General features: G+C 41.6%; 24 protein-coding genes. 13 read left to right on the forward strand and 11 right to left on the reverse strand.

Annotated elements, in window-relative coordinates; genetic code table 11:
• Nucleotides 1–95 precede the first annotated feature (95 nt).
• The 3 genes from metF to L2672_RS06220 all read left to right on the forward strand — a co-directional run bounded on the left by metF (nt 96) and on the right by L2672_RS06220 (nt 2,969).
• Nucleotides 96–980: a methylenetetrahydrofolate reductase gene (gene metF, locus L2672_RS06210; protein ID WP_248994962.1), complete on the forward strand. Its 885-nt coding sequence runs from the start codon at nt 96–98 to the stop codon at nt 978–980.
• A gap of 115 nt (nt 981–1,095) precedes the next feature.
• Nucleotides 1,096–1,323 (forward strand): cysteine-rich CWC family protein, encoded by a 228-nt coding sequence (locus tag L2672_RS06215; protein WP_248994963.1) that lies wholly within the window; start codon nt 1,096–1,098, stop codon nt 1,321–1,323.
• 281 nt (nt 1,324–1,604) lie between these two features.
• Entirely contained in the window at nt 1,605–2,969 is a 1,365-nt protein-coding gene (locus L2672_RS06220; protein ID WP_248994964.1) for an alanine/glycine:cation symporter family protein, read from the forward strand.
• Nucleotides 2,970–3,045: 76 nt separating this feature from the next.
• Here L2672_RS06220 and L2672_RS06225 read toward each other — a convergent pair whose 3' ends face one another.
• The 5 genes from L2672_RS06225 to L2672_RS06245 form a co-directional block, all read right to left on the reverse strand.
• A complete protein-coding gene (locus L2672_RS06225; protein WP_248994965.1) occupies nt 3,046–4,401 on the reverse strand; it encodes a flavohemoglobin expression-modulating QEGLA motif protein in 1,356 nt (451 codons plus the stop codon).
• 148 nt (nt 4,402–4,549) lie between these two features.
• Nucleotides 4,550–4,726 (reverse strand): PA3496 family putative envelope integrity protein, encoded by a 177-nt coding sequence (locus tag L2672_RS06230; RefSeq protein WP_248994966.1) that lies wholly within the window; start codon nt 4,724–4,726, stop codon nt 4,550–4,552.
• A gap of 1,334 nt (nt 4,727–6,060) precedes the next feature.
• On the reverse strand, nt 6,061–6,747 hold the full coding sequence (locus L2672_RS06235) for a TorF family putative porin (RefSeq protein WP_248994967.1): 687 nt from the start codon (nt 6,745–6,747) through the stop codon (nt 6,061–6,063).
• Between the two features lie 255 nt (nt 6,748–7,002).
• Entirely contained in the window at nt 7,003–7,779 is a 777-nt protein-coding gene (locus tag L2672_RS06240) for an SDR family NAD(P)-dependent oxidoreductase (protein ID WP_338055587.1), read from the reverse strand.
• A gap of 44 nt (nt 7,780–7,823) precedes the next feature.
• The gene (locus L2672_RS06245) at nt 7,824–8,231 is read right to left on the reverse strand and encodes a thiol-disulfide oxidoreductase DCC family protein (RefSeq protein WP_248994969.1); all 408 of its coding nucleotides are present in this window, start codon (nt 8,229–8,231) and stop codon (nt 7,824–7,826) included.
• 209 nt (nt 8,232–8,440) lie between these two features.
• Between L2672_RS06245 and folX the strand changes: the two genes are divergently transcribed.
• From folX to L2672_RS06280, 7 genes are all read left to right on the forward strand, one after another.
• Entirely contained in the window at nt 8,441–8,833 is a 393-nt protein-coding gene (gene folX / locus L2672_RS06250) for a dihydroneopterin triphosphate 2'-epimerase (RefSeq protein WP_248994970.1), read from the forward strand.
• A 62-nt stretch (nt 8,834–8,895) separates the two neighbouring features.
• Nucleotides 8,896–9,558 (forward strand): GTP cyclohydrolase I FolE, encoded by a 663-nt coding sequence (gene folE, locus L2672_RS06255; protein WP_248994971.1) that lies wholly within the window; start codon nt 8,896–8,898, stop codon nt 9,556–9,558.
• A 108-nt stretch (nt 9,559–9,666) separates the two neighbouring features.
• Nucleotides 9,667–11,043: a UDP-N-acetylmuramate:L-alanyl-gamma-D-glutamyl-meso-diaminopimelate ligase gene (gene mpl, locus L2672_RS06260; protein WP_248994972.1), complete on the forward strand. Its 1,377-nt coding sequence runs from the start codon at nt 9,667–9,669 to the stop codon at nt 11,041–11,043.
• 8 nt (nt 11,044–11,051) lie between these two features.
• Nucleotides 11,052–11,711 (forward strand): flavin prenyltransferase UbiX, encoded by a 660-nt coding sequence (locus tag L2672_RS06265; protein WP_248994973.1) that lies wholly within the window; start codon nt 11,052–11,054, stop codon nt 11,709–11,711.
• Nucleotides 11,712–11,718: 7 nt separating this feature from the next.
• Entirely contained in the window at nt 11,719–12,249 is a 531-nt protein-coding gene (gene hpt, locus L2672_RS06270; RefSeq protein ID WP_248994974.1) for a hypoxanthine phosphoribosyltransferase, read from the forward strand.
• A gap of 65 nt (nt 12,250–12,314) precedes the next feature.
• Nucleotides 12,315–13,250, forward strand: coding sequence for an ABC transporter ATP-binding protein (locus L2672_RS06275; protein WP_248994975.1), 936 nt, complete (start codon nt 12,315–12,317; stop codon nt 13,248–13,250).
• Nucleotides 13,250–14,020: an ABC transporter permease gene (locus tag L2672_RS06280; RefSeq protein ID WP_248994976.1), complete on the forward strand. Its 771-nt coding sequence runs from the start codon at nt 13,250–13,252 to the stop codon at nt 14,018–14,020. The genes L2672_RS06275 and L2672_RS06280 overlap by 1 nt, the downstream gene beginning before the upstream one ends.
• Before the next feature lie 90 nt (nt 14,021–14,110).
• On the opposite strand, the gene L2672_RS06285 is transcribed toward L2672_RS06280, so the two are convergent.
• The 5 genes from L2672_RS06285 to L2672_RS06305 all read right to left on the reverse strand — a co-directional run bounded on the left by L2672_RS06285 (nt 14,111) and on the right by L2672_RS06305 (nt 20,263).
• Nucleotides 14,111–17,974: a S8 family serine peptidase gene (locus L2672_RS06285; protein ID WP_248994977.1), complete on the reverse strand. Its 3,864-nt coding sequence runs from the start codon at nt 17,972–17,974 to the stop codon at nt 14,111–14,113.
• A 239-nt stretch (nt 17,975–18,213) separates the two neighbouring features.
• A complete protein-coding gene (gene asnC, locus L2672_RS06290; RefSeq protein WP_248994978.1) occupies nt 18,214–18,675 on the reverse strand; it encodes a transcriptional regulator AsnC in 462 nt (153 codons plus the stop codon).
• 109 nt (nt 18,676–18,784) lie between these two features.
• Entirely contained in the window at nt 18,785–19,462 is a 678-nt protein-coding gene (gene rluA / locus L2672_RS06295; protein WP_248994979.1) for a bifunctional tRNA pseudouridine(32) synthase/23S rRNA pseudouridine(746) synthase RluA, read from the reverse strand.
• A gap of 63 nt (nt 19,463–19,525) precedes the next feature.
• A complete protein-coding gene (locus L2672_RS06300; RefSeq protein ID WP_248994980.1) occupies nt 19,526–19,816 on the reverse strand; it encodes a hypothetical protein in 291 nt (96 codons plus the stop codon).
• A 21-nt stretch (nt 19,817–19,837) separates the two neighbouring features.
• Complete coding sequence (locus tag L2672_RS06305) at nt 19,838–20,263, reverse strand: hypothetical protein (protein WP_248994981.1); 426 nt, start codon at nt 20,261–20,263, stop codon at nt 19,838–19,840.
• A gap of 244 nt (nt 20,264–20,507) precedes the next feature.
• Between L2672_RS06305 and L2672_RS06310 the strand changes: the two genes are divergently transcribed.
• From L2672_RS06310 to L2672_RS06320, 3 genes are all read left to right on the forward strand, one after another.
• Nucleotides 20,508–22,289: a flavocytochrome c gene (locus L2672_RS06310; RefSeq protein ID WP_248994982.1), complete on the forward strand. Its 1,782-nt coding sequence runs from the start codon at nt 20,508–20,510 to the stop codon at nt 22,287–22,289.
• 305 nt (nt 22,290–22,594) lie between these two features.
• Complete coding sequence (locus L2672_RS06315) at nt 22,595–23,584, forward strand: 2-hydroxyacid dehydrogenase (protein WP_248994983.1); 990 nt, start codon at nt 22,595–22,597, stop codon at nt 23,582–23,584.
• A gap of 59 nt (nt 23,585–23,643) precedes the next feature.
• Nucleotides 23,644–24,381, forward strand: coding sequence for a dienelactone hydrolase family protein (locus L2672_RS06320; RefSeq protein ID WP_248994984.1), 738 nt, complete (start codon nt 23,644–23,646; stop codon nt 24,379–24,381).
• Between the two features lie 105 nt (nt 24,382–24,486).
• Here L2672_RS06320 and L2672_RS06325 read toward each other — a convergent pair whose 3' ends face one another.
• On the reverse strand, nt 24,487–25,026 hold the full coding sequence (locus tag L2672_RS06325) for a mechanosensitive ion channel domain-containing protein (protein WP_248994985.1): 540 nt from the start codon (nt 25,024–25,026) through the stop codon (nt 24,487–24,489).
• Nucleotides 25,027–25,178: the final 152 nt, after the last annotated feature.

Genomic DNA, 25,178 nt, shown 5'->3' on the forward strand with positions numbered 1-25,178 from the left:
TATGTAGACATATAGACGTCTAAACGTCCAATTTAAAAGAATACCAAGTTTTTAGTCTATCGATAATTTATCGATGCAGTTGAAGGAATTACATAATGGCTTTTCACCACGCACAGCACTCGCAGTCGTTAAATCAGAGTTTATCTGAGCTAAACGATATTAATGTGTCATTTGAATTTTTCCCGCCTTCAACTCCAGAGATGGAAAAGATTCTATGGAACTCAATTCGTCGACTAGAGCCGTTAAATCCTAAATTTGTTTCGGTAACGTATGGTGCTAATAGTGGTGTGCGTGACCGTACTCACAGTGTTATTGAGCGTATTCAACAAGAAACCGACTTAGTTGCTGCGCCTCACTTAACCCTCGTTGATGCCAGCGATGAAGAGTTAGTTGAATTGGCAAAGCATTATTGGAACTCAGGTATTAAAGACATTGTGGCACTGCGCGGTGATTTACCTGACGGCAGCCCAAAACCTACTCGCTTTGCCAATGACTTAGTGCGTTTACTGCGCTCAGTAGCTGATTTTGATATTTCAGTCGCGGCTTATCCAGAAGTCCACCCTGATGCTCGTAATGCTCAAGCAGATTTAATTAATTTGAAGAAGAAAATAGATGCCGGTGCTAATCGGGCAATTACTCAATTCTTCTTTGATGTTGAGTCATATTTACGTTTCAGAGACCGCTGTGTTGCCGCAGGTATTGATGTTGAAATTGTCCCCGGCATTTTACCTGTGACCAATTTTAAACAAACTAAACGTTTTGCCGATATGACTAATGTTGCCATTCCACATTGGTTAAGCCGTCAGTTTGAAGGGTTAGATGATGATCCAGGTACGCGCCAGTTAGTGGGGGCAAACGTGGCCATTGATATGGTGAAAGTATTAGCCAGAGAAGGCGTGAAAGACTTCCATTTCTATACCCTAAACCGCGCCGAATTGACCTATGCAATTTGTCATACCCTAGGGGTGCGACCTAAATAACTGCCCAGATATTAGCCCTTATCAACGTTTATAAGGGCTTTATACCAATCATCATAAGTAAGTTTTCAGTTGTGTATTACAATTGGTATTATTACTTCAGTAAAGAAGGTGTCAATTGTCAGCAGATATCTGTCCCATTTGCCAAAAAACTAATCAGTGTGCAATTTCTGCGGGGGCAGCGCCTTCATCTTGTTGGTGTATGCAATCAGAAGTCTCTATAACGACTATCATTCGTCAGTATTTATCGGTAAATCCTGAGCTAACAGCTTCACTTGCAGCCCAACAACAGTGCATTTGTGCAAGTTGTTTAAGCCATATTCAACATACTTTACCGCCTGAATAACAAGACGTCGAAATCTATAAGCCTTAGCTATTACATTTTTTAACTCCGCCACTTATTCATTAATACCACCCTTTAGGCCTGCTATTGTTGAGCATTAGCACTCTAACTGGGCTTGTAACATGGATTTTACCTCTATGATTGTTGCTAAAATTAGTCTAATCGGGGTAATCTAAAAAATTGCTGAAAATTGACCTGTAATATTATTTTTAGCAATCAAAAAATAGCAATCAACAAATATAAAAAACAATAAACATAATAATTTAACTCTTTAGAGGTTTTTAATGGAAGCGGTCACAAGTATTGTAAATTGGATTAACGGTGTTGTATGGGGTATCCCCATGCTGCTGATGATCTTAGGTGTAGGATTATTTCTTTCAATTGGTTTGAAATTAATGCCAATCCTAAAGCTAGGCACCGGCTTTAAGTTGCTTTGGTCTGGACGTTCAACAGACGATGCTGACAAAGGTGATGTCAGCCCGTTTAATGCTTTAATGACATCGCTTTCAGCTACTATTGGTACCGGTAATATTGCCGGTGTGGCAACCGCTATTATGATTGGTGGACCCGGGGCATTATTTTGGATGTGGTGCACTGCATTAGTGGGTATGGCAACTAAGTTTTCAGAGGCCGTATTAGCGGTTAAATTTCGTGAAACCGACAGCAATGGCAACCATGTTGGTGGCCCTATGTATTACATCAAAAATGGCCTTGGTAAAAAATGGGCTTGGTTAGGAACCGCGTTTGCTTTCTTTGGGATGTTTGCCGGTTTTGGTATTGGTAATACGGTGCAATCAAATTCGGTAGCAGATGCGTTAACCAGCAACTTTGGCGTACCGAGTTGGATTACCGGTGTGGTATTAATGGTGCTGGTTGGTGCGGTACTAATGGGCGGAATTAAGCGTATTGCTGAAGTGGCAGGTAAACTGGTGCCATTAATGACCGTGTTTTATATCACCGCAGGTTTAGCGGTATTGGTGGTTTATATTGACCAAATACCTGCCGCATTTGAATTGATTATTCACAGCGCATTTAATCCTGTTGCCGCGCAAGGTGGCTTTGCTGGTGCCGCTGTTTGGGCTGCAATTCGATTTGGTGTTGCTCGTGGTGTGTTTTCTAATGAAGCGGGTTTAGGTAGTGCACCTATTGCTCACGCGGCAGCTAAAACCAACAACCCTGTTAAGCAAGGCTTAGTGGCAATGCTGGGTACATTTATTGACACCATTATTGTGTGCTCTATTACCGGTTTAGCGATTATTGTATCTGGTGCTTGGACATCGGGAGAAAACGGCGCTGCATTAACCTCGTTTGCCTTTTCACATGCATTGCCAATGGGTAATTATATTGTGGCTATCGCCTTAGCAATATTTGCGTTTACCACCATTTTAGGCTGGAGCTTTTACAGTGAAAAGTGTGTCCAGTATTTATTTGGTGAAAAAGCGGTTAAGCCCTTTAGAGTGATATTCACTTTAGTGGTCCCGATTGGTGCGATTAGCTCACTTGAGTTCATTTGGTTATTAGCCGATACCTTAAATGCCATGATGGCATTACCTAACTTAGTTGCGCTATGCTTGTTAAGCCCTGTGGTATTTGGATTAACCAGAGAGTATTTTGCTAAGCAAAAGGCGTTAAAACAAGCTAATAGTTAACCCTAGTTTATTCGCTAAAAATAAAGGTATAAATGGCAACATTTATACCTTTATTTTTTGGTATTTTTATGGGGGATTAATCTGAATTATTATCAAACTCTGCGTCTTCAAATAGCTCAGCTTCTGGAGTGTTAACTGAGACTTTACTGAATGATCTCGCAAAATGACGCTGCACGCCTTTTAAATCAATGTTGCCAATGCCTGATGCAAAGCCAAACCAAGCATACAAACCACTAATATCGGCAAACATAGGTGGCAAGTACTTAGGCCCTGCAATAATACCTTGCTGATAGGCTTGAAATAACACAGGTATATCTTCGATGGCTAGCTTGCCTAAAAATAACATCGGAATTAATTCGGGTAAGCCAGTAGTAATGGCGCTACGGATAAAGTTGATATTTTCAACATAACCTCGTACATATGAAATATCTTTAGTGAAAAAACTGCCCCCCTGAACCATACCGCCGCGAAAAACCCGTTGAGTAACACGGTAACTGTCTTTTGAGCTTAAATGCAGGTTTCTAAAGTATCGATAAACCTCAATAAAATCTGCCCCTTGTTCTGCCATATGTACTGCTGAAACGCGGTCGCTGATGCGCCTTGCTCGCCCAGGGTTAGAGCTGAGGGTTAGCATTTCCATTAGTACCGCCAACCCTTCTTGTGAAGCGGTAACACGAGGCGAGCCGACACTTAACCATGTTGCGTGAGGCTGGGCTCTGCCATTTAAAGTCGTGCCCACGTGTACCCATCCTTCATGAACCTCGTAGACGTTTAAATCAGACTCGCTGAACATGGCGCGAGTATTAATTTTTACGGTATCGCCGCCTACCGCCGCATCGGACACAATACCATCACTGAGCGTTACGTGAATTTCATCATCATGAAAATAGTTAACTAAACGGTTACTGAGGTGATCAACAGCCTGTTGAGCGGTAATAACTTTGGGATGCTGTTTATTCATGTGCCGTGCTGCTGGCAATGAGAATATGTGGCTTAATCTGTCGCCCAATTGTTTGAGTGTATGGCGATCGTTATGCAGTTTGTGGCTTGCACTACCGTAAAGTTCTTGGCTCAATTTACCAAAAGTGGGGGTGCCACGGTTGTTCAGCATATCGACAACAATCAGGTATTGTTCAACATTGGCAATCAAAATATTGCCTAAGGGATCTTTTTTACCTAGGCGTTTTTGAATGGCTAGGCGTAAATCTTTAAGAGATTGCTGAATGCTCTCGCGATTAAATGACACAGGAATATTTTGATAAAAGTCAGGGCTTATTTCTGGGAGTTGTTTTTGTTGCTTTGATAAAAATGTATCTTCGATTTCTCGCGGCCACTTGATGGAGTCTAAAATTTTTATTGGGGTTTGAATGCGAATTAATTCATCAGAAAAATAGCGTATATCTTGCTGGTAACGCGTTAGAGCATTTGGCATGTTTTGACCTAATAACCTTCAATAACCACAGTGTTTAGCTGAAGGGTGTATAAGAAAGCGGGTTATTTGTAGGGAGCCACAAATAGCAATAAACCATCGCAATATACGATGGTTTTATACCAATCAAGATTGGTATTAATCAGGACTTTTAAAAAAAGTCATCATCTCCAATCGCTTTACGTAATTGTGCTTGCTCTAGGTAATCATCTAGACGGCGTTTAACTTGACGTTTATGACGCAGATTTTCAGCGCTTTTGGCGTTTCGAGGTGACGTCATCGCATCAATTTCAGTATCATCTGGAACTCTTTCATTAATATTAGCCATATTAAAACCCTCATTACTTTTGGTTGAGAATGTCCCTAAACCAATGAGCTCTTTCTAACTAAGTTTGACTGAAGAGAAAAGCAAAATATTTTGCCCAAGTTAAGCAATATTTTTTACCTTCTCATAAATTAGCCTAGCAGTTATTTTTTAGTTCGCTACGTCCAAGAAAGATTTTATTAATGGCTATGACTAAAGAGCATGTATTAATGATATTTTTGAGGGGGGAAGTAAAGAATCCACCTTCTGAAGAAGGTGGTTTTAATTTAGCCTCCTAAAAGGGGGCGTTGTCTACTGTAACGTGAATAAGTCTTAGCTTGAACCGTTAAGTTTGACTAAAAGTTCATAGCTTCAATCTAATCAATTGCCTGCCGCAGGGATGTTCAGGATGAACGGAATGTCGCGATCACATGGTCAGTGATGTTCCATACATCACACTGACATTTCCCATATCCCTATGGGTCAGATGTGAAAGAGCGACCTATCGTGCAAGCACGACCGTGACACGCTGCACTCTTTATATAAATCAAAAGGTCCCTGAAAGCTCGGCCATGACGAATAACATCCATGTTAAACAGCCAGTTCGGCATCCATGCCTCTCGCTCAAAGCGTTTCACACCGTGAAACTTCGCCATGTCATGGTCAAATTTGTTCCAGACAAATTTTGACATTCCCACCATCCATGGCGGTCAGTAGTCACCGTCGCGCTTACATCTGAAATTTTCGACTCTTCGATTTGACCTTGTTTGCATCTAATTAGACGTAAAAACTTTCAAATTCAAAGTGAATTGAGGGCATCGAGAAAAGTTCGTGAGCTTGGCATGGACGCCAAGTTAGCTTACGTTAGGCCTCGGTCACTCCTTGGCATCCCTGCCACCGTGACATTTGTAAATCCATTTACTTCAGATACCTATCGGAAGCGTTAGAGAGATTTTGTATTTGCCGACAATGACCGAAGGCAGATACCAACGAAGTTAAAAGCTGGATCAATCCCCATCGAAAATTATGCGCTTTTCAGCATTTTTCGCCTGGGGCGGCAGGGCTAATTTCTTTAATAAAGAGTATAGAGGGGATTGCTGTTGATACCCTTTTGGCCGGTTCAGGATGGAATCCTGAGATGTTAATCCAAACGGAGTTTGGAAAGTCAGAGTTCAAATAACATGAGTGGATATTCAGGCAAAGCCTTATTGATGATAACCACCTACTGAAGTAGGTGGTTTAGGGGCTAGAAATAAAATCGCCACCCCGAGGGGTGGCGTAAAGTAACTTAACATGCCAATGTAAAATTACTTTTTAAATAGTAGGTTTACTCTATAAATTGATTTATTCAAAAAGATTTATAAATCAAATCCATATGAATATCCTAGCACAACTTTAGCATCGTCTTCATCTAAATCTGTGCTTGAAACCATAAATGATACTGTACCAATATCAGTATCAGCACTTAATGACACATTGTAGTCAGAATAAGTGTCACCATTTAAATCTTCTACAACGTCACCGCTTGAATAACCATAATGTAAACCAACACTTAAAGTATCAGATACCGGAATGGTTAAGTTAGCTTGTAAGTAGTTCCAATCAGTTTCGTCTTCAGCACCAGACACATCAGAGTCTGCATTAACCACGGTAGAGTAACCCACGTCAAACCACTTATACCCTAATGTTAAGCTTACTTCACCGAAGTCATAGCTATCATCAGAGTCAGGGTAGGCATAGTAAAGGTAGCTAATATCATAAATAAAACCGCTATCAAGTTCTTGTCCGAAGCCAAGATAAACATCTGCTTCGTAAGTGGTGCCGTCACCAAAGTCGACATTTGAAGCCCAACCACCAACATAAAAGCCTGACTCATGACCGTAATCGATACCACCTTGAACTGCTACAGAGTCATCTGTTTGCGTTTGACCACGCCATAAGTAATTAGAGGTCGCGCCAATATTGGCAGAGACTTCAGCTAATGCTGAACCACTTAATAATAATGTGCTTGATAACGCAACGGCTTGTAGTAATGATTTTTTCATCTTCTTCCCTCAAAGTTTATTGTTCATTTAATCCTTAAATCGGGACAAGGTATTAAATGATTGATTATCTGAATAATGTTAAGCGAATGTTATGCCATTTTTATTAGTCTATAACTATCAATGCTTTATGATTGTATGCCTCATAATGCAGCAAAGGTATTGCAATGTAATGGTGCAGCATTGCACTTGGTTAGTGCGTTGATTTTGTTGTCAGCTTTGCGGTTATTAGAGGGAAATTAACGGACAACGGGGTGATTACCAGTTGATGTTTTTACCTTGCCAATCTATAAAGCTGGCTTGGCCGTCAATGTCTAAAGTGGTAAGAATTTTAATCAGTTGTTGAGCAACAAACTCGGGGGTAAATAATTTGTCCGGACTGACTTTTGCTTGAAATGGTTTTGATAATGGCGTGTCAGTTGTACCGGGGTGGAACGCCAATAATTTTACCGATTTGGCTCTGCGCGCATATTCAATAGCGGCTGTTTTTACTAGCATATTTAATGCGGCCTTTGATGCTCGATAGCTGTACCAACCGCCCAAATAATTGTCACTAATGCTGCCCACTCTGGCACTAAAAATCACTAGGTAACAGGGGGATTTTTGTTTACTCACCAGCACAACTAACTCACTGAGCCACAACATAGGGGTAATGGTATTAGATTGCAAAATGGTGAGTAGGTTTTCAGCGGAGCAATCTTCAAGTTTCTTTTCAGGTATCAGTTCACTTGTGTGTAGTACGCCATTGCAAATGAGTATTTTTGATATCAATAGTGGCGCATTATCTATGCTAGCCGTCATTAAAGCGTTAATACTGCCTACAACTGTTTTAATACTGTGTTGTTGGTAGTCGCACTGAAAATGGTGATGTGAAATCAAGCTAGTTTGCGCCATAACTTGAGTTATCTCTGCATCAATTTCAGCTTGTTGACTGACGGTAATTAACTGCATTGAGCTTAAGTCATCATAGGCTTGTTGAATCAGCTCAAACATCATTGCCCGAGCGATAGCTGAAGATGCGCCAATAATTATCACGCATTGAGTTCCCTGATGTGGTGCTTGCCTTAGCTCGGTCATTATTATGACTTATTAATTTGGCATGAGCCGGTTTCACAACGTTGTTCACCTGTCAGCAAATAAGAAAGCTTGTAGCGGTTGCGAGCAAAGGCTAAATAAGCTTTGTCTGCCACGGGTTTAATTAAAGGTAAACGCAGTAGTTTTACCCAACAATGTTTACCGGTTAACCCCCAAGCCATTGCGGTTACATCAAGACCATACACCCATCTGCCATCGGCGGTTAGTCCATGTAATATGGTATTGGCAGCCTCTAAATTGAGGTGTGGAAAACGTTCACTTAAGTCTGGGGCGTTTAGGTCTTCTAATTGAATCTTGTGTAAGCGGTCGTGCTCAGTCAGCTGCGCCATTTCCCTTGAACATAATGGGCAAGCACTGTCGTAAAAAATGGTTAACTCTGGTGTAGACCCCATATTGACTCCTAGGCTGTTAGCTCTCAGTGGTTATTGGTGTATACGAGCGTTAATGAATATTAGATCTTATATTGGCCAACACTTATTTAATGGGTCCTTATTTCAATATAGTGTTTTATTGTGGCTGTTTTTTGCATTATTTCAATGAACCTTTATTACTGAGTCGACGTATTTACCGGCAAGATTACTTTTTTTATTGGGATTTTACTGTGTCGAATCAATATGCCAACCATAGCCAAGGGTCATACAGCCAGGCGGTAATTAATATTACTAACTTGAGATTACGAACCTATATTGGGTTTAACCCTGAAGAGCGTGAAAAGCAGCAAGATGTAGTGATTAATATTGAGATTCACTATCCCGCGGATAAGTCATTTCAGTCTGACAATGTTGCAGATGCGCTAAATTACAAAATTATCACCAAAAAAGTCATTCAACATGTAGAAGAAGGGCGATTTTTGTTACTTGAAAAGTTGGTTGCTGATGTAGTGGATATTTGCAGTGAACATCCATCAGTCACTTTAGCTAAGGTCACTATTGATAAACCCCATGCGCTTAGGTTTGCTGATTCAGTGTCATTGTCATTAGAGCATCGTCGTTAATTCATTCATTTAAAGCTTTATAAGCTTAAGCGTAAATCCAGATAATTTTAGAGGGCGAAATTATGTCATCAACAGCCGCTTATATTTCAGACTCAGCCAAAAAAGTACAACATGCATTAATTGAACATGGTTTAGAAACCCCACTAATACCCAGCGATATGACCAGTGAACAGAAATATCAGCGTATTAAAGGGTTAATGACCGAAGTGGTATCTACTTTAGGGCTAGACTTAACCGACGATAGCCTAGCTGAAACCCCACATCGCATAGCCAAAATGTACGTTAATGAAATCTTTTCTGGGCTTGATTATGCGAACTTTCCGAAAATCAGCCAGATAGATAATAAGATGGGCGTTGAAGAAATGGTTAAAGTGAGTGATATCAGTGTGGTTAGTACCTGTGAGCATCACTTTATTACGATTGATGGAGTCGCGAAGGTCGCCTATATTCCCAAAAGTAAAATCATTGGATTATCTAAAATTAACCGCATTGTGCGCTTTTTTGCTCAGCGTCCTCAAGTGCAAGAAAGGTTAACTCAACAGGTGCTGGTGGCATTGCAAACATTACTGGAAACCCAAGATGTCGCCGTGTCCATAAAGGCCACTCATTATTGTGTCAAATCTCGTGGAATTATGGATACCACTTCCAATACGCAAACAACGGCATTGGGCGGAAACTTTAAAGCCAATGCAGCAACCAGAGCTGAATTTCTGAGTGCCGCTTAGGTGTCAATTTGAATTGGCGGTTAAGTTAAAATATAAACCATAGTTAACTGACAATAGCACAGTGACTCGGTAGAATAAGCGCCACTGATGGTAGATTAGAGTTTTTTCATGCACGTACATATACTCGGCATTTGTGGCACCTTCATGGGTGGACTAGCTTTATTAGCCCGCGCCCAAGGTTTTAAAGTTACTGGTAGTGATGCCAACGTTTACCCGCCAATGAGCACCCAATTAGAACAACAGGGTATTGAGTTAATTAAAGGCTTTGACCCAAGCCAATTGGGTGAAGAGGGGGTTAATCAACCTGATATTGTTGTTATTGGTAATGCCATGAGCCGAGGCAACCCGTGTGTTGAAGCGGTATTAAATAAAGGCCTTAAATATACTTCAGGACCGCAATTTTTATCTGAACACATTTTGCCACAACGTTGGGTGTTAGCTGTTTCAGGTACTCATGGTAAAACATCTACGGCAAGCATGTTGGCGTGGATACTCGAATATTGCGGCTATGAACCGGGCTTTTTAATTGGTGGTGTGCCGCAAAATTTTGGCGTGTCAGCACGTTTGGGTAACTCACCTTTCTTTGTGGTTGAAGCCGATGAATATGACAGCGCATTTTTCGATAAACGTTCTAAGTTTATTCATTACCAGCCTCGCACACTAGTGATTAACAATCTTGAATTTGATCATGCGGATATTTTTGCCGATTTAGCCGCGATTCAACGTCAATTCCACCATGTTATTCGCACCGTACCCAGTGAAGGTAAAGTCATTTGGCCGCAAGATAACCCAGCAGTGCAGCAAGTGATTGATATGGGCTGTTGGAGTGAGCAAGAAACCTTGAGTCAAACCAATAATAGCGGTTGGCAAGGGACATGTATTGAAGCCGACGGCCATGTATTTGAAGTGTTCTTTGAAGGGGAATCTCAAGGGATATTAACGTGGCAGCTTATTGGTCAACACAATATTGAAAATGCCACCATGGCGATTGCAGCTGCACGACATGTTGGGGTGAGCCCACAACATGCCATTGAAGCGCTAACGCAATTTAGCCCTCCTAAGCGCAGATTAGAATTACTGGCCTCGCCTAATAATATTGATGTTTATGATGATTTTGCTCATCACCCAACCGCAATAGAAACCACCCTAAAAGGCCTAAGGGCTAAAGTGGGTGAGGGCAAAGTGATAGTGGTGCTTGAGCCACGTTCAAACACCATGAAAAGTGGTGTGCATAAAGATACCTTAGCGCAGTCAATGGCATTGGCCGACGAAGCATGGCTATATCAAGCCAGCAATGTGGGTTGGGATATAGCCGAAAATATGCGCTCAGCGACCATTCCCGTTACCGTGTCAGATGACATTAACCATATTGTTAGCCAAGTGAGCCAAACGGCTAAAGCGGGTGACACCATAGTGGTGATGAGTAATGGCGGGTTTAATGGCATTCATCCATTATTAATTGATGCGCTGCTCCCCAAGCAATAAGGAATATCATGGCTTATCTTAAAAGAGAAAAAGCAATTAGTTTAGCTTGGACCGGCGCTTCTGGCGCACCCTATGGCATCAAGTTATTAGAGTGCTTGCTGCTTGCTGACTATCAAGTGTTTTTAATGGTCTCCAGTGCCGCAAGAGTGGTACTGGCGACAGAACATGAGCTGCAATTAAGCGCCAACCCTGAAAAAGCCAAACAACAATTACTGGAATACTTTGCCAAGCAAAAGAGTGACATTCAAGGCGAACTCATTGTACTGGGTAAAGATGAATGGTTTTCACCGCCAGCTTCAGGCAGCGCAGCACCTAAGCAAATGGTGATCTGCCCCTGCTCTACAGGTTCATTAGCGGCCATCGCTACTGGTATGAGTAATAATTTACTCGAAAGAGCCGCAGATGTTGTATTAAAAGAGCGAGGACAATTAATACTTGTTCCGCGAGAAACTCCCTTTAGTGCCATACACTTAGAACACATGCTAAGCCTGACTCGCAACGGCGCGACAATTATGCCGGCTGCGCCAGGCTTTTATCATAATCCCAAATCGATAGAAGATCTGGTACACTTCATGGTTTCCCGAATTCTGGATCATTTGGGTATTGCACACGCACTGACAAATCGCTGGGGTTATGGCAATGAAGCCTCCCACGATATCGACAATTGAGAATTGTATGAAACACACAATTGAACAGATGATTTCAACAGATGAAATCAACGACACTCTAGACCAACTAGCTGAGCGTATTAATGCGCATTATGCTAATAGCGAACGTTTACTAATGGTCGGGTTATTGAAAGGCTCAGTGGTTTTTATGGCTGACTTATGTCGCCGTATTAAAGGCCATGTTGAAATTGATTTTATGTCAGTTTCTAGTTACGGCAACGCAATGACCAGTTCGCGTGATGTGAAAATTTTAAAAGATGTGCAATCAGATATTGCTGACAGAGATGTGCTGATCGTCGAGGATTTAATTGATTCAGGTAATACCTTAAACAAGGTACGTGAAATATTGCTTTTACGTAATCCTAAAAGCCTGACGTTATGTACTTTGTTAGATAAGCCTGAACGTCGTGAAGTAGATGTGCCAGTAGACTTTATTGGCATGACCATTCCGGATGAGTTTATTGTTGGATATGGTATTGATTACGCAGAACAATATCGTAATTTACCTTATATCGCTAAAGTCATTCCGTTAGATTAATTTTAATGTATTAATAAAGCTCCCGCTAATGCGGGAGTTTTTGTTTTTTCAGTAGAGGAAATACCATGGGCGAACACGCCAATGCATTAGTTATCAATAACTTGAAAAAAACTTACCGTGGTGGTGTTGAGGCAATTAAAAGTCTTAACTTAACCGTGAAAAAGGGCGACTTTTTTGCCTTACTTGGCCCTAACGGCGCAGGTAAATCTACCACCATTGGTGTGATCAGCTCGCTAGTACAAAAAACGCAAGGTGAAGTGAGCGTTTTTGGCTTTGATATTGATAAGCAGTTAGAACAAGCAAAGCTATGTATTGGTTTGGTTCCGCAAGAGTTTAACTTTAATCAGTTTGAAACGGTGCAGCAAATTGTTGTTAACCAAGCAGGGTATTACGGAGTTAAACGTGATGTGGCATTGCAACGAGCGCAAAAGTACCTGACTCAATTAGATTTATGGGGAAAACGCAATTCACAAGCAAGGCAGTTATCAGGTGGTATGAAACGCCGATTGATGATTGCCCGTGCCCTGATGCATGAGCCAAAACTGCTGATATTAGATGAGCCTACCGCGGGGGTAGACATTGAATTACGCCGGTCAATGTGGGATTTTCTAAAACAAATTAATAGTGAAGGGGTAACCATTATTTTAACCACTCACTACTTAGAAGAAGCTGAAATGTTATGCCGCAATATTGGCATTATCGACCAAGGTATGCTGGTGGAATGCACCACAATGAAAGCCTTACTCGGTAAGCTAAACATGGAAACCTTTATTTTAGATTTACGCAAAGATATTCAGCAGGCTCCTGATTTAGGCAATATCCAATGTCGGTTAGTTGATGCACATACTTTAGAAATTGATGTGGTTAAAGATAACAATATTAATGATGTCTTTACCTTACTGTCTCAAGCGAATATTGAAGTGATGTCGATGCGTAATAAAGCCAATAGATTAGAAGAATTATTTGTCGAGTTAGTTGAAAAAGCTAAGGAGGCAAAATAATGAAATCAATATACTTAATTGCCTTCAAAAGTATTTTAACCAAAGAAATAAATCGTTTTAGCCGAATTTGGGTACAAACTTTAGTCCCCCCAGCGATTACCATGACGCTGTATTTTCTTATTTTTGGTAATTTGGTTGGTGGTCGAATTGGTCAAATGGGGGGCGTTAGCTACATGGAGTTTATTGCTCCCGGTTTAATTATGATGTCAGTGATTACTAACTCATTTTCGAACGTGGCATCGTCATTCTATAGTGCTAAATTTCAGCGAAATCTGGAAGAGATTATGGTCGCCCCAGTGCCGCATTATGTGATGATTGCTGGGTATGTAGGTGGCGGTGTTGCCCGTGGCTTAATCGTTGGCTGCATAGTGACTTTAGTGGCCATGTTTTTTGTGGATATTAGCTTGCACCATGCAGGGTTAGTATTATTAACCGCCTTTTTAACCTCAGTGATGTTTGCTTTGGGCGGATTAATTAACGCGGTATTTGCTAAAAGCTATGACGATATTAGTATTATTCCAACCTTTGTATTAACCCCGCTAACCTATTTAGGCGGCGTATTTTATTCGTTGTCATTGTTACCTGATTTTTGGCAAGGGGTGTCAGCGTTGAACCCTGTAGTCTACGTAATTAACGTGTTCCGTTACGGCTTTTTAGGTTTTGCAGATATGAGCGTACCGTTATCTATTGGGATTATGGTGAGCTTTTGTGCCGTATTATGGTTTGTAGCTTACTATCTTATTTCAAGAGGTATTGGCTTAAGAAGTTAAGTCAATTTAAATAACATTGTGAATATAAAAAAGGACTCATGAGAGTCCTTTTTCGTGTTTTACTATCAAAAACCTAGGTTTAGTTTAACATTATGCCGCTTTACGACGACGTAAACCTGCAAATGGGAGTAATAGCATTGTTAGCCAAGCTAATGCACCACCACTTGAGGTGTCAGGTTTTGCTGTAGCTTCAACCGATACCGCACCTAAGTTACTGTCAAACTCACCATCATTTGCCATCACAGTAAATGAATAGGTGCCAACAGATGGTGCCACAAAACTAATGTCTTTTGCTGAAGCATCAAAGCTGACAGATGGGCCTGATGTTTGTGTCCACGTATAGGTTAACTCCTCACTATCGATATCGGCAGCATTTGAGTTAACCGTTAGGGTTTGTTCTTCAATACCATTAGACCCAGACGGAGCAACGGTTGGAGCATCGTTAACATTGGTTACTGTTACATTTACGGTCACAGGGTTGCTGACATTCCCTTCAGCATCTTCCATGGTATAAGTAAATGAGTCACTTCCAAAGAAGTCAGCGTTCGGGGTGTAAGTTACACCACCTGTTTCAGCAATCATTGCTGTACCATTACTGGCTTCTGAGGCTAACGTTAAGTTAGTTAACTCTCCGGCGGGTAGAACATCAATTAAGCTTTGCGCTTTTGCTGTCATGCCGTCACCTGCAATTTGTACTCGAGCCACTTTTTGATCTGCTTTAACATCATTAACTAAAACATCAATTGAGGCCGCGCTATCTTCTTCTACTTCAAGCATGTCAGCTTGACCCAGATTAAAGTCAGTCGTTTTCACGTTATACGTTAACTCAACGCTACCGGCCGCGGCAGAAGAGATCTCAACAAAGTCACCTGGCGCGACTGAACCACCTGTACCATTGAAGTGATAAGTTGTACCAATTGTGCCACCGATGTTTTCTGCACCAATAGTTAATGCAGCTGGAATGGTTGGCACTTTGAAGTAGTTGAATGTCACCTCTTCAGTGTCACCGGTTTTAAACCATACGCTGAAGCTGTATTGGTCTCCAGATGGGTCATTCCATAGCTGAGCGTCATTCCATTCAACAATGACCCACTGACCGCTGTCACCACCAAGAACATCAATCGACACCGTACCACCACCGGTATCACCGTCAGTACCGTCTGATAAATCAAAGTCAGACCAGAATGGCGCAACAATATTATTTGGGTTGCTAGAATCGGGTAATTCTTTATTAGCGTAGGTACCAGAAGTTGTGCTGCTACCTGGAATGACTAAACCATTATCAGAAATAGTGATTTGGCTATAGCTTTGACCATTATACTTAAAGGCGGGAACGTTGAAGACAAACTGGGTCTCGTCACAACCATCTGCACAAGGCGGAGTGTAACCATACCCTAGACCAACAATGTTAGGGTAAGAACCTGTGCCATGGGTAGATACCATTTCAGGCAACTCCATTGAGCCAACCCAAGTAATAACCCCTTTATCAGCATTGACTGACATACCATTTTGAGTCGCGTTATTCACCATAACAGAGACATCATCTTCGCCCGTTAGCATAGTGCCTTCAGGCGCTTTGGCAATAACTGTCACAGTATTTTCGAACATGGTGTTATTAATCACAGCTTTTACTTCAAACTCATCTGCCGTGGTGATATCTGTGTCAGTAGTAAAGGTGTTGATCAATGAAGAATCACTCGATTCTTTGGCTAATACCGCTAAAGGAAGCTGAGCATTTTGAAGGCCATCATTGCTGGTCAACATTACGTTTCCAAAAATCCAATCACCGTAAGTGCTGAAAGTTGAATCTACGGTTACGGTGAAGGTTGCAGAACCACCAGCTTCTATATCTAATGTTGAAGGTGAAATCATGATGCCTGCAGAATCAGCTTTTGCCGCTAATGACCATGATGTTGTTTCATCGCTCTTGTTATAAACCGTGCGAGTGAAAGTACACATGCCCACACAAGAATCAGCCGCAATAGAAGGCTTGTCGAATGTTAATACCGCTTTAGCTGCAGCATCTAAATCCATTCTTCCAGCACCCATTGCAAAAGGTGAAGCAGGAGTTTCACCGTCATAGTCTAAAATGTCTGCCATTTTAGCCGTAGAGGTTAACGCCGTTTTAATATCGTTTGCTGACCAATCAGGGTGTAATTGAGTCATTAATGCCGCAGCACCTGCCACATGTGGACTGGCCATACTTGTGCCTGAAATTGCATTAAAGTCTGCTCCGCCCGCATCCGGCGAATATGCTGATAAAATGTTGGTTCCAGGGGCAGCTAAATCTGGTTTTAAGATGTTTTCATTACCGTTCGGTCCACGAGAGCTTGATTGGTTAATCATGTCAGCTAAATCGGTAGAAACAATGCGCTTAATGTCAGAAGAAACAGTGCCTTGTGTTGCATCTTCACCTAATGAATCAATAACCGCTTCGCCATCGGCTTTTGAAACCATGACTGATGGGAATGTCACGCCGGGCATAGACATAGTGATTGGCGCACCAGCACTGCTGTTGTAAACCACTAACGCTTTAGCGCCTGCATCCATTGCATTTTCAGCTTTTAAGCTGAAGTTACAGCTACCACGAGAAATAAGCGCGATGCTGTCTTTAAAGGTGTCAGCTGCAAATGGCTGACAGCCTTCAAAGTTGGCTTCATCCACATTCATTGCCGCCACAATAGGTGCAGCAATGTCCATTTCAATTTCAGTATCAGAACCAGGGATGGCTAATAAGTCTTCACCACCGGCATTGAAAGAGTTAGCAAAGAAGCGTCCTGTTGTGCTATTGGCAACCGAAATTCCTGACTCAATACAAGCTGGGCAGCCAATGGTTTTTGCGCCATTACCATCATTACCCGCGGCACTCACCACCACAATGCCAGCCGCTTCAGCAGCTTCAAACATAGTCTTGTATGGGCTACTTGCAGGATCAGCACCCGCTCCGCCCCCCCAAGAGTTGTTAATAACATCAGCACCATCATTAACCGCATGCTCTAATGCTTCCATTAACATGACATTTGAACCACTGCCACCTGAACAGTCTTCACCAGTATATAAAGCTTTGTATGCCATTAAATAAGCTGCAGGTGCCACACCAGAAACGGTAACATCAACACCTTCATAGGTAATGTCAACTTGGTTACCTACTGCGGTACCTGCTACGTGAGTTCCGTGTCCGCCGTAATCCGTTGGGTTCATGTGTTCATCAGCACACACAGGGAATGTAGGCGCAGACCAACGAGCCACAATTAACTTGTTATTACAGAAATCACTGTCAGTGGTTGAGCAGTAATCATCGTTAGGTAAAGTGCCTGTAGGCGCTTCAAAGCCTTCATCTGAAAACATCGGGTTTTCTGGACGAATACCGCCATCAATAACCGCCACTTTAATGCCTTTACCCGCATTTTCCATACCGCTAACGGCAGTCCACATAGCTTGGGTATTAATAACATCAAGTGATGCATCCATTTGGATGTGGTATAGGGTTTCTGGGTAAACGGCTTTTACGCCAGGTAAAGCCATTAGTGTTTCAATACTTAGCCCTTGGCCAACAACAGTGACACCGTTAAATAGGGTTTTAAATTTGCGCTCTACCTTGGCATTAGCGACTTTTTGGCTTAATGCGTTAGCAAATTGGCTTTGCTCGGTTGCCAAATATGACGCGTAATTTTTTACCGGCGAAGATTGGACATCAATTTTACCGTCTTTTGAGGTTAATGCAGTAGCCGATAAGTTATTAATCCCACCTTGGTAAAGTGCAACTGCAGGAGAAGATAGCTCCACAATAAAGCGTTGAGGCGCTGTGACACTACTTGAGCGCACGGTGGATTTTTTGTAGTTATCTGTTGCAAGTAATTCAGGAGAATATTTTAACCCAGTGTATTGGGTGTTTGCATATGTTGCACTTGAAAGTAGTGCGGCAGTTATCGCCAATGATAGTTTGGTCTTCACAACTTAATTCCTTGTTTAAAAAGTTACCTTGCATATCGTTTGTTGAATTTGCGCAGGGCAAATCATCAATTAATTGCTGGTATATTTATAATAATATGTGATGCATTTGTTGCATCTGTTGATGCATCAAAGGTACTTTTATCACAACTTTATAACAAAGTAAGTAGCCAATCATAAAAACTGTTTGTTGGCTTTTTACAGGATATTATGCTGTTTAGACTATGTTATAACCTATTTATCTAAGGTTTAACCGCCCGAACAATGGGGTTTTGTAAGCTAATTAACGTTTCTGTTGATTGGATTTCATCAATGGATTGTATTCGATTAATCAGCACATGTTGTAATCCGTCAATGGATTGGCACATTACCTTTACAAAAACAGAGTAATTTCCGGTGGTGTAATATGCTTCAACTACTTCATCTAGTGCGTTCAGTTTGGCAATGGCAGATGGGTAGTCACCGGCGCTTTTTAAGTTAATGCCAATAAAGCAACAAACGTCATAACCTAATGCTTTAGGATTAACGGTAATTTGTGCACCGGTAATAATGCCTGCCTGCTTCATTTTTTCTACTCGAACGTGAATTGTTCCGGCGCTGACAGAAAATCGTTTGGCGAGTTCAGCAAAAGGGGTCCGAGCATCTTCCATTAATGCAGACAAAATTTGGTTATCGAGTTGATCACGTTGAAATGAATTATCCACAGTAAATTACCTATAAAATATTTGAATAGATATTAATTTACGGCTTTTAATGAACAATTACTACAAAAAATGCCACTTTGTATTGGTTATCTTTTATAGGGTTACGTGATTATTGTTCGGTAGTGGGGTCAATAAATGAAGGCGTAGACACAAAATTCATTGGCTTTAATGAATAAGGATGCTTAATGGATAACTCGGTTGCATGTAGTAAAAGCCTTGGCGCAAGGCGCTTTGCTAATGGATCTGCATAAAACCCATCGCCTAATATTGGGTGACCTAAAGCCATCATATGGACTCTAAGTTGATGGGATCTACCTGTTATTGGGGTTAGCTGAACTAAAGTAGACCGTTTTCCATAGCTCAACACTTTGATCTGGGTTTGCGATGCTTTACCTTGTTGATGACACACTTTCTGTTTCGGGCGATTAGGCCAGTCGCAAATAAGCGGTAAATCAACTTCAACAGTAGTGGGATTAACATGGCCTGCCACTCGCGCAGTATAGACTTTATGGGTCTCACGATCGCGAAATTGGCGCTTTAATTCTCTTTCGGCATTTTTTCTTAATGCAACAACAATAATGCCCGAAGTAGCCATATCAAGCCGATGCACAATTTGGGCATTAGGGTGATCTCGTAAAACACGGTTATATACGCTGTCATGGTACTGCACTTCACGACCGGGAACAGACAATAAGCCCGATGGCTTATCGATGACAATTATGTCTTTATCTTGGTGGATAATATCTAACCAAGGTTCTGTAGCGGGTTGGTAGATGAAGTCTGCCATGTTTACTCTCTTTTTAAAGCGGATGGCAAAGATACTGATTCAATGGCACAGAATCAAGCATGATTAAGCGAAAGCATTACCGTTGACATACATTATCGTGAACGTCCACACCACAAACGCCAATGGCACGTGGACTAAAGCATAAAAACATTGGTCTAATCGCCCCATACCTTGGGCTGTCCATATTAAATAACCATGAACAGCAACTACCATGGGGAATAATAGCATGAGGGGGTATAACGCAAATTGACTTTGCGCTGCAAAAATAGCGTGACTTAAAAACGCCCAAAAAACCATCACTGCGGTAGTGATGGGTGGGGTCGCAGTTTTGTACTGTTCAGGGTAAGGGAACATCCTGTGTCCTTAGTTTTAACGCTAACCTTTAATCTCCTTTTTACCATGTATTACCCTGCGATGCACGATTGAATAGTGTCTTAACCCTGCGGGGCCATGGGACACGACAACTGAGAGCAACACAAGCACAGTAATTATTTCAACTTGCCAATGGGCAAATGGAACAAGTAAAAACAATAGCCCGACTTTAGCGACGGTAAGCACGCCTTTTAATTGAATAATCCAACGCCAATCTCGGAATATTTCCCATGCCATAAGCAATAACCCCGTGCTCATTGTGATGATCCAATAAGGTAACCATAGTGCTTTATCGACATGTAATAAAATGCCTCCGCCAGCGCCAACCACGCCAATAATATGAATGGCTCTTAATGCTGTTTTTGTGAGTCTTTCAAACCAGAAGCGGATATCTGACAGTGGTTCTTGTTGATGCTTACCTTTACCCATACAACCTATCTTGTCGTTTTATGATGAGAGTGAATGTATGTTAGCAATACTCATCAAAATAGACAGCTTGTACTATCACTTTTTGATGTCTGTCTTTATTCAAAATCATAAATATGTGTTTAAACCCGCAAATTTAAGCTTATTTTAAGCATGGTTGGTGAAGTGTGATAATGGTATCAATCTACCTCTTTAGGGGGTGTTATGTTTTATAGAGCAATAGCATTCTGCGTGAGGAGAAATAAACATGTTAACTCGTTCAAGTAAATCAATATTAGCGTTACTCATTACCGGCGCATTAAGCACATCAGTATATGCAGCACCCGAAAATTTAGCCGATTTTCATGGAGAAATGGGCAGTTGTGACACCTGCCATGCCACTAAAAAAGGCCCGACAGATGACAATCTTAGCTATGAAAATGCTCAATGTACTAGCTGCCATGGTTCGTTAGAAGAAGTCGCTGAAGGTGAGCGGGAAGGTATTGTGTCTCCACACCAATCACATTTAATTGGCGATATCAGCTGTACTAGCTGCCATGCTGGCCATGAAAAATCAGTCACCTACTGTGACTCTTGCCATAGCTTTGAGTATCAAATGCCATTTGCCGGAAAGTGGCAGCGTGAGTTTGTTCCTGTCAATGCTGATAAAGCGGCGCAAGATAAAGCCATTGCAAAAGGCGCAAAAGAAACCACAGATGTGGTGATTATTGGTTCTGGTGGCGCAGGCTTAGCGGCGGCAGTGTCAGCTCGTAATAATGGTGCCAAGGTTATTTTGTTAGAAAAAGAACCGGTAGCGGGTGGTAATACTAAACTGGCCGCAGGCGGAATGAATGCCGCTGAAACTAAAGCTCAGGCTAAGCTAAATATTGAAGATAAAAAACAAATCATGATAGACGACACCATGAAAGGTGGCCGCGATTTAAATGATCCTGAATTAGTTAAAGTGTTAGCCAATAACTCATCAGACTCAATTGATTGGTTAACTGCTTTAGGTGCCGACTTAACTGACGTGGGCCGTATGGGGGGCGCAAGTGTTAACCGCAGCCATAGACCAACAGGTGGTGCTGGTGTTGGTGCTCATGTGGCACAAGTTTTGTGGGATGCCGCAGTTAATAAAGGTGCTGATATTCGCTTAAATAGCCGAGTGGTAAGAATTGTCGAAGATGCTACAGGTAAAGTTACAGGGGTATTGGTCAAAGGCGCATATACAGGTTATTACCTGATAAATACTGATGCAGTGGTGATTGCAACAGGTGGCTTTGCTAAAAATAATGAACGTGTTGCCCAGTATGACCCTAAATTAAAAGGCTTTAAAGCCACTAACCATGCAGGGGCAACAGGTGATGGACTTGATGTTGCTGAGCTTGCAGGCGCGGCAACTAAAGACTTGCAATATGTTCAAGCTCATCCAACTTACTCGCCAGTAGGGGGTGTAATGGTGACGGAGGCTGTTCGGGGGAATGGTGCTATTTTAGTGAACCGAGACGGTAAAAGATTTGTCAATGAAATTACCACTCGCGATAAAGCCTCTGCTGCAATTTTGGCGCAAAAAGGCGAAAGTGCTTACCTAGTGTTTGATGACTCAGTGCGTAAAAGCTTGAGTAAAATTGAAGGCTATATTCACTTACATATCGTTAATGAGGGTAAAACCCTTGATGAATTAGCCACTAAACTGAATATGCCAGCAGCGGCTTTAACCAAAACATTAGCTGATTACAATGGCATGGTAAGCACAGGTAAAGATACCCAGTTTGAACGTCCTGATTTACCGCGTGAATTAGTGAGTGCTCCTTATTATGCTATTGAGGTTGCACCAGCTGTGCATCACACCATGGGTGGGGTCGCCATTGATACCAAAACAGAGGTTAAAGGTAAAAGTGGTAAAAACATTCCTGGTATGTTTGCTGCGGGTGAAATTACTGGCGGGGTACATGGGGCGAATCGTCTAGGAGGCAATGCTATTTCAGATATTGTCACCTTTGGTCGAATAGCAGGTGAGCAAGCGGCTAAGTATGCCAAAGAGCACTAATAAAATGAGTATTAATTAACCATTATTTTAAAACCTACTAAAACATGGGGCATTTGCCCCATGTTTTTTGAGTGCAATAGCAAGCCAGCCTAGGTTTGATGTGACACACATTTTACAAAATAGACTATGCTCTATAGTCTGCACCCCTTGATAAAGCTAGCTTGATCACACTTCTGTTGCCTTGGAAGCGACTCAAGGAGACAAAAATTTAGCTTTCAAATACACTGAGTATAGAATTAATTTTGCCCGCAATTAGCAAGCTAAATCTTGATGAAAGTTGTTGGGCCCAAGTAGGTGAACTGGCTATGAGAATTGGATTTTTTAGCGCTAAACCATACGATATTCGTTATTTTAATCGCACTAATAAAGACTTTAATGCTGAGATTGAATTTTTCGATTACCGTTTATGCATGCAAAACGTCAAACTGGCCGAAGGCTATGAAGTGGTGTGTGCGTTTGTTAATGATTCTTTATGTGAAGAAGTATTAGTTGAATTAGCCAAAGGCGGTACAAAAATTATAGCTATGCGTTGTGCTGGCTTTAATAATGTGGACCTTGTGGCAGCCAAAAGGCTGGGTATGGAAGTGGTTAACGTACCGGCTTACTCGCCAGAATCTGTGGCCGAGCACACCGTTGCATTAATGCTAACCTTGAACCGTAAAATTCATAAAGCGTATCAACGTACTCGTGATGCCAATTTTGCATTGGCAGGATTGGTCGGCTTTAACATGATAGGTAAAACGGTAGGCATTATCGGTACGGGTAAAATTGGTTTAGCGACCATTAAAATATTACAAGGTTTTGGTTGTAAAGTGTTGGCTTATGACCCTTACCCAAACCCAGCGGTTACCGACTTAGGGGTTGAATACGTTAGCCTAGAAGACATGTATCCAGTGTGTGACATTATTAGCTTACATTGCCCGTTAACCCCTGAAAACCATCATTTATTGAATACAGAAAGTTTCAACAAAATGAAACCCGGTGTGATGGTGATTAACACTAGTCGCGGTGGCTTATTAAACGCCATTGATGCAATGGAAGCGTTAAAAGAAGGTCAATTAGGCTCACTAGGGTTAGACGTATACGAGAATGAAAAAGGCTTGTTCTTTGAAGATAAGTCGAGCGAAATCATTCAAGATGATGTATTCCGCCGTTTATCTGCTTGTCATAACGTGATTTTTACTGGTCACCAAGCGTTCTTAACTGAAGAAGCGTTACAGGCCATTGCTTCAACCACCTTAACCAATGTCAAAGCGATATTAAGTGGTGAAAAGAGCGGTAATGAATTGTGTTAACTTGCCTTAATAATTGATAAATTGGAGCCTTCTGGCTCCATTTTTATTTAAGGGACAAAATGAATATTCTTACCGAAGTACATGATATCAATACGGCAACAGGCACGATGCGCACCCAAGTTTTTCGTCCCGCAACTTCAGGCCAATTTGCCAGTATTATTTTCTATTCTGAAATCTTTCAATTAACCGCCCCAATTACCCGCGCAGCAGCCATAATGGCTGGCCATGGTTTTGTAGTCTTAGTGCCAGAGGTCTTTCATGAGCTTAACCCTATAGGTACTGTGCTAGCTTATGATGATATAGGCAAAGATAAAGGCAATGCAGATAAGTTTACCAAGCCATTGGAACACCATGATAGCGATACAGAAGCACTGGTTGCTTTTGCCAGAGCGCAAACTTATTGCAACGATAAAGTGGGCGCAATGGGAGTGTGCATTGGTGGTCACCTTACGTTTAGAGCCGCATTAAATCCTGATGTTAAAGGGGCGTTTTGCTTGTATGCCACCGACATTCATTCAAATACGTTACCCTGTAAACAAGGTAACGACTCATTCACCCGCGCAGGTGACATCCAAGGTGAATTAGTGATGGTATTTGGCAAGCAAGACCCTCATGTACCCGCCGAAGGCCGCAGCGCTATATATCAGCAGTTAGCCGCTAAAGAAGTGAATTTTTCATGGTTAGAAGTGAACGCGCAGCATGCATTTATGCGGGACGAGGGCGACCGTTATGACCCTGCACTTGCACTACAAATGTATCAGAGTGCAGTGGCATTTTTTCACCGCACACTAAACTAAACTAAACAAAGCTGAGCTTGAATTATTTTAAGGGTTCAGGTGAATGATAAAAGCACTAGGTAATGAAGTGTATGCCTAGTGCTTTTTTATGCTAATGACACCCACTTAACCGCGTTTAGGAATAACGCGTTTGGTAATGGCTTTTTTCTCTGTAGGTTGATTATTGGGTAATTTAATCACCCCTTTTTGTAGTAGCAAACTGTTGGGGTAAGTCATAACATCACCCGAGTCGCGCTTTATCAGAATATGGAACAGAGATATTTCAACAATCACGCCGGACATATCTTCATCTTTATCGACAATTTTAATTCGATCGCCAATGCGGTAAGGGAAGACGAAAAAGATCAACACTCCTGCGGTAATGTTACTTAATATTGACCATTGGGCGAATAAAGCCACACCTAAAACCGCAAAGGCTGATGACACAAACAGCGACACGTCTTGGTAACCCAGCCCTAGGTGAATGGCGATTATAGATAGGGTAATAAAAAACATTAAATAAGATATAAGCCGAGTGATCAGACGGCTTCGTACTTCATTAACCTGCTTTTTAATGGCTTGAATTTTAATCCACTTTTTCACTTGTCGCTGAGCAAACACAAAAATGCCCAAATACAGCATCACCATTAAAATTTGATTCAACATAAAACGTCCTAATTGTAATAAATCTCTATTCGCCTAGTGGACAGCTGAAAGCGCCCACTTACTTATAAGCGATCAATCTAGCCGGTATCAATGCCATTTATTGATCTGTTTTTCTGAGTTGAGATCAATAAGCATAGGTGGGCAATTGATTA

Origin of the sequence: Shewanella gaetbuli (assembly GCF_023284065.1) — a bacterium.
In the GTDB taxonomy this organism is placed as follows: Bacteria; Pseudomonadota; Gammaproteobacteria; order Enterobacterales; family Shewanellaceae; genus Shewanella; species Shewanella gaetbuli.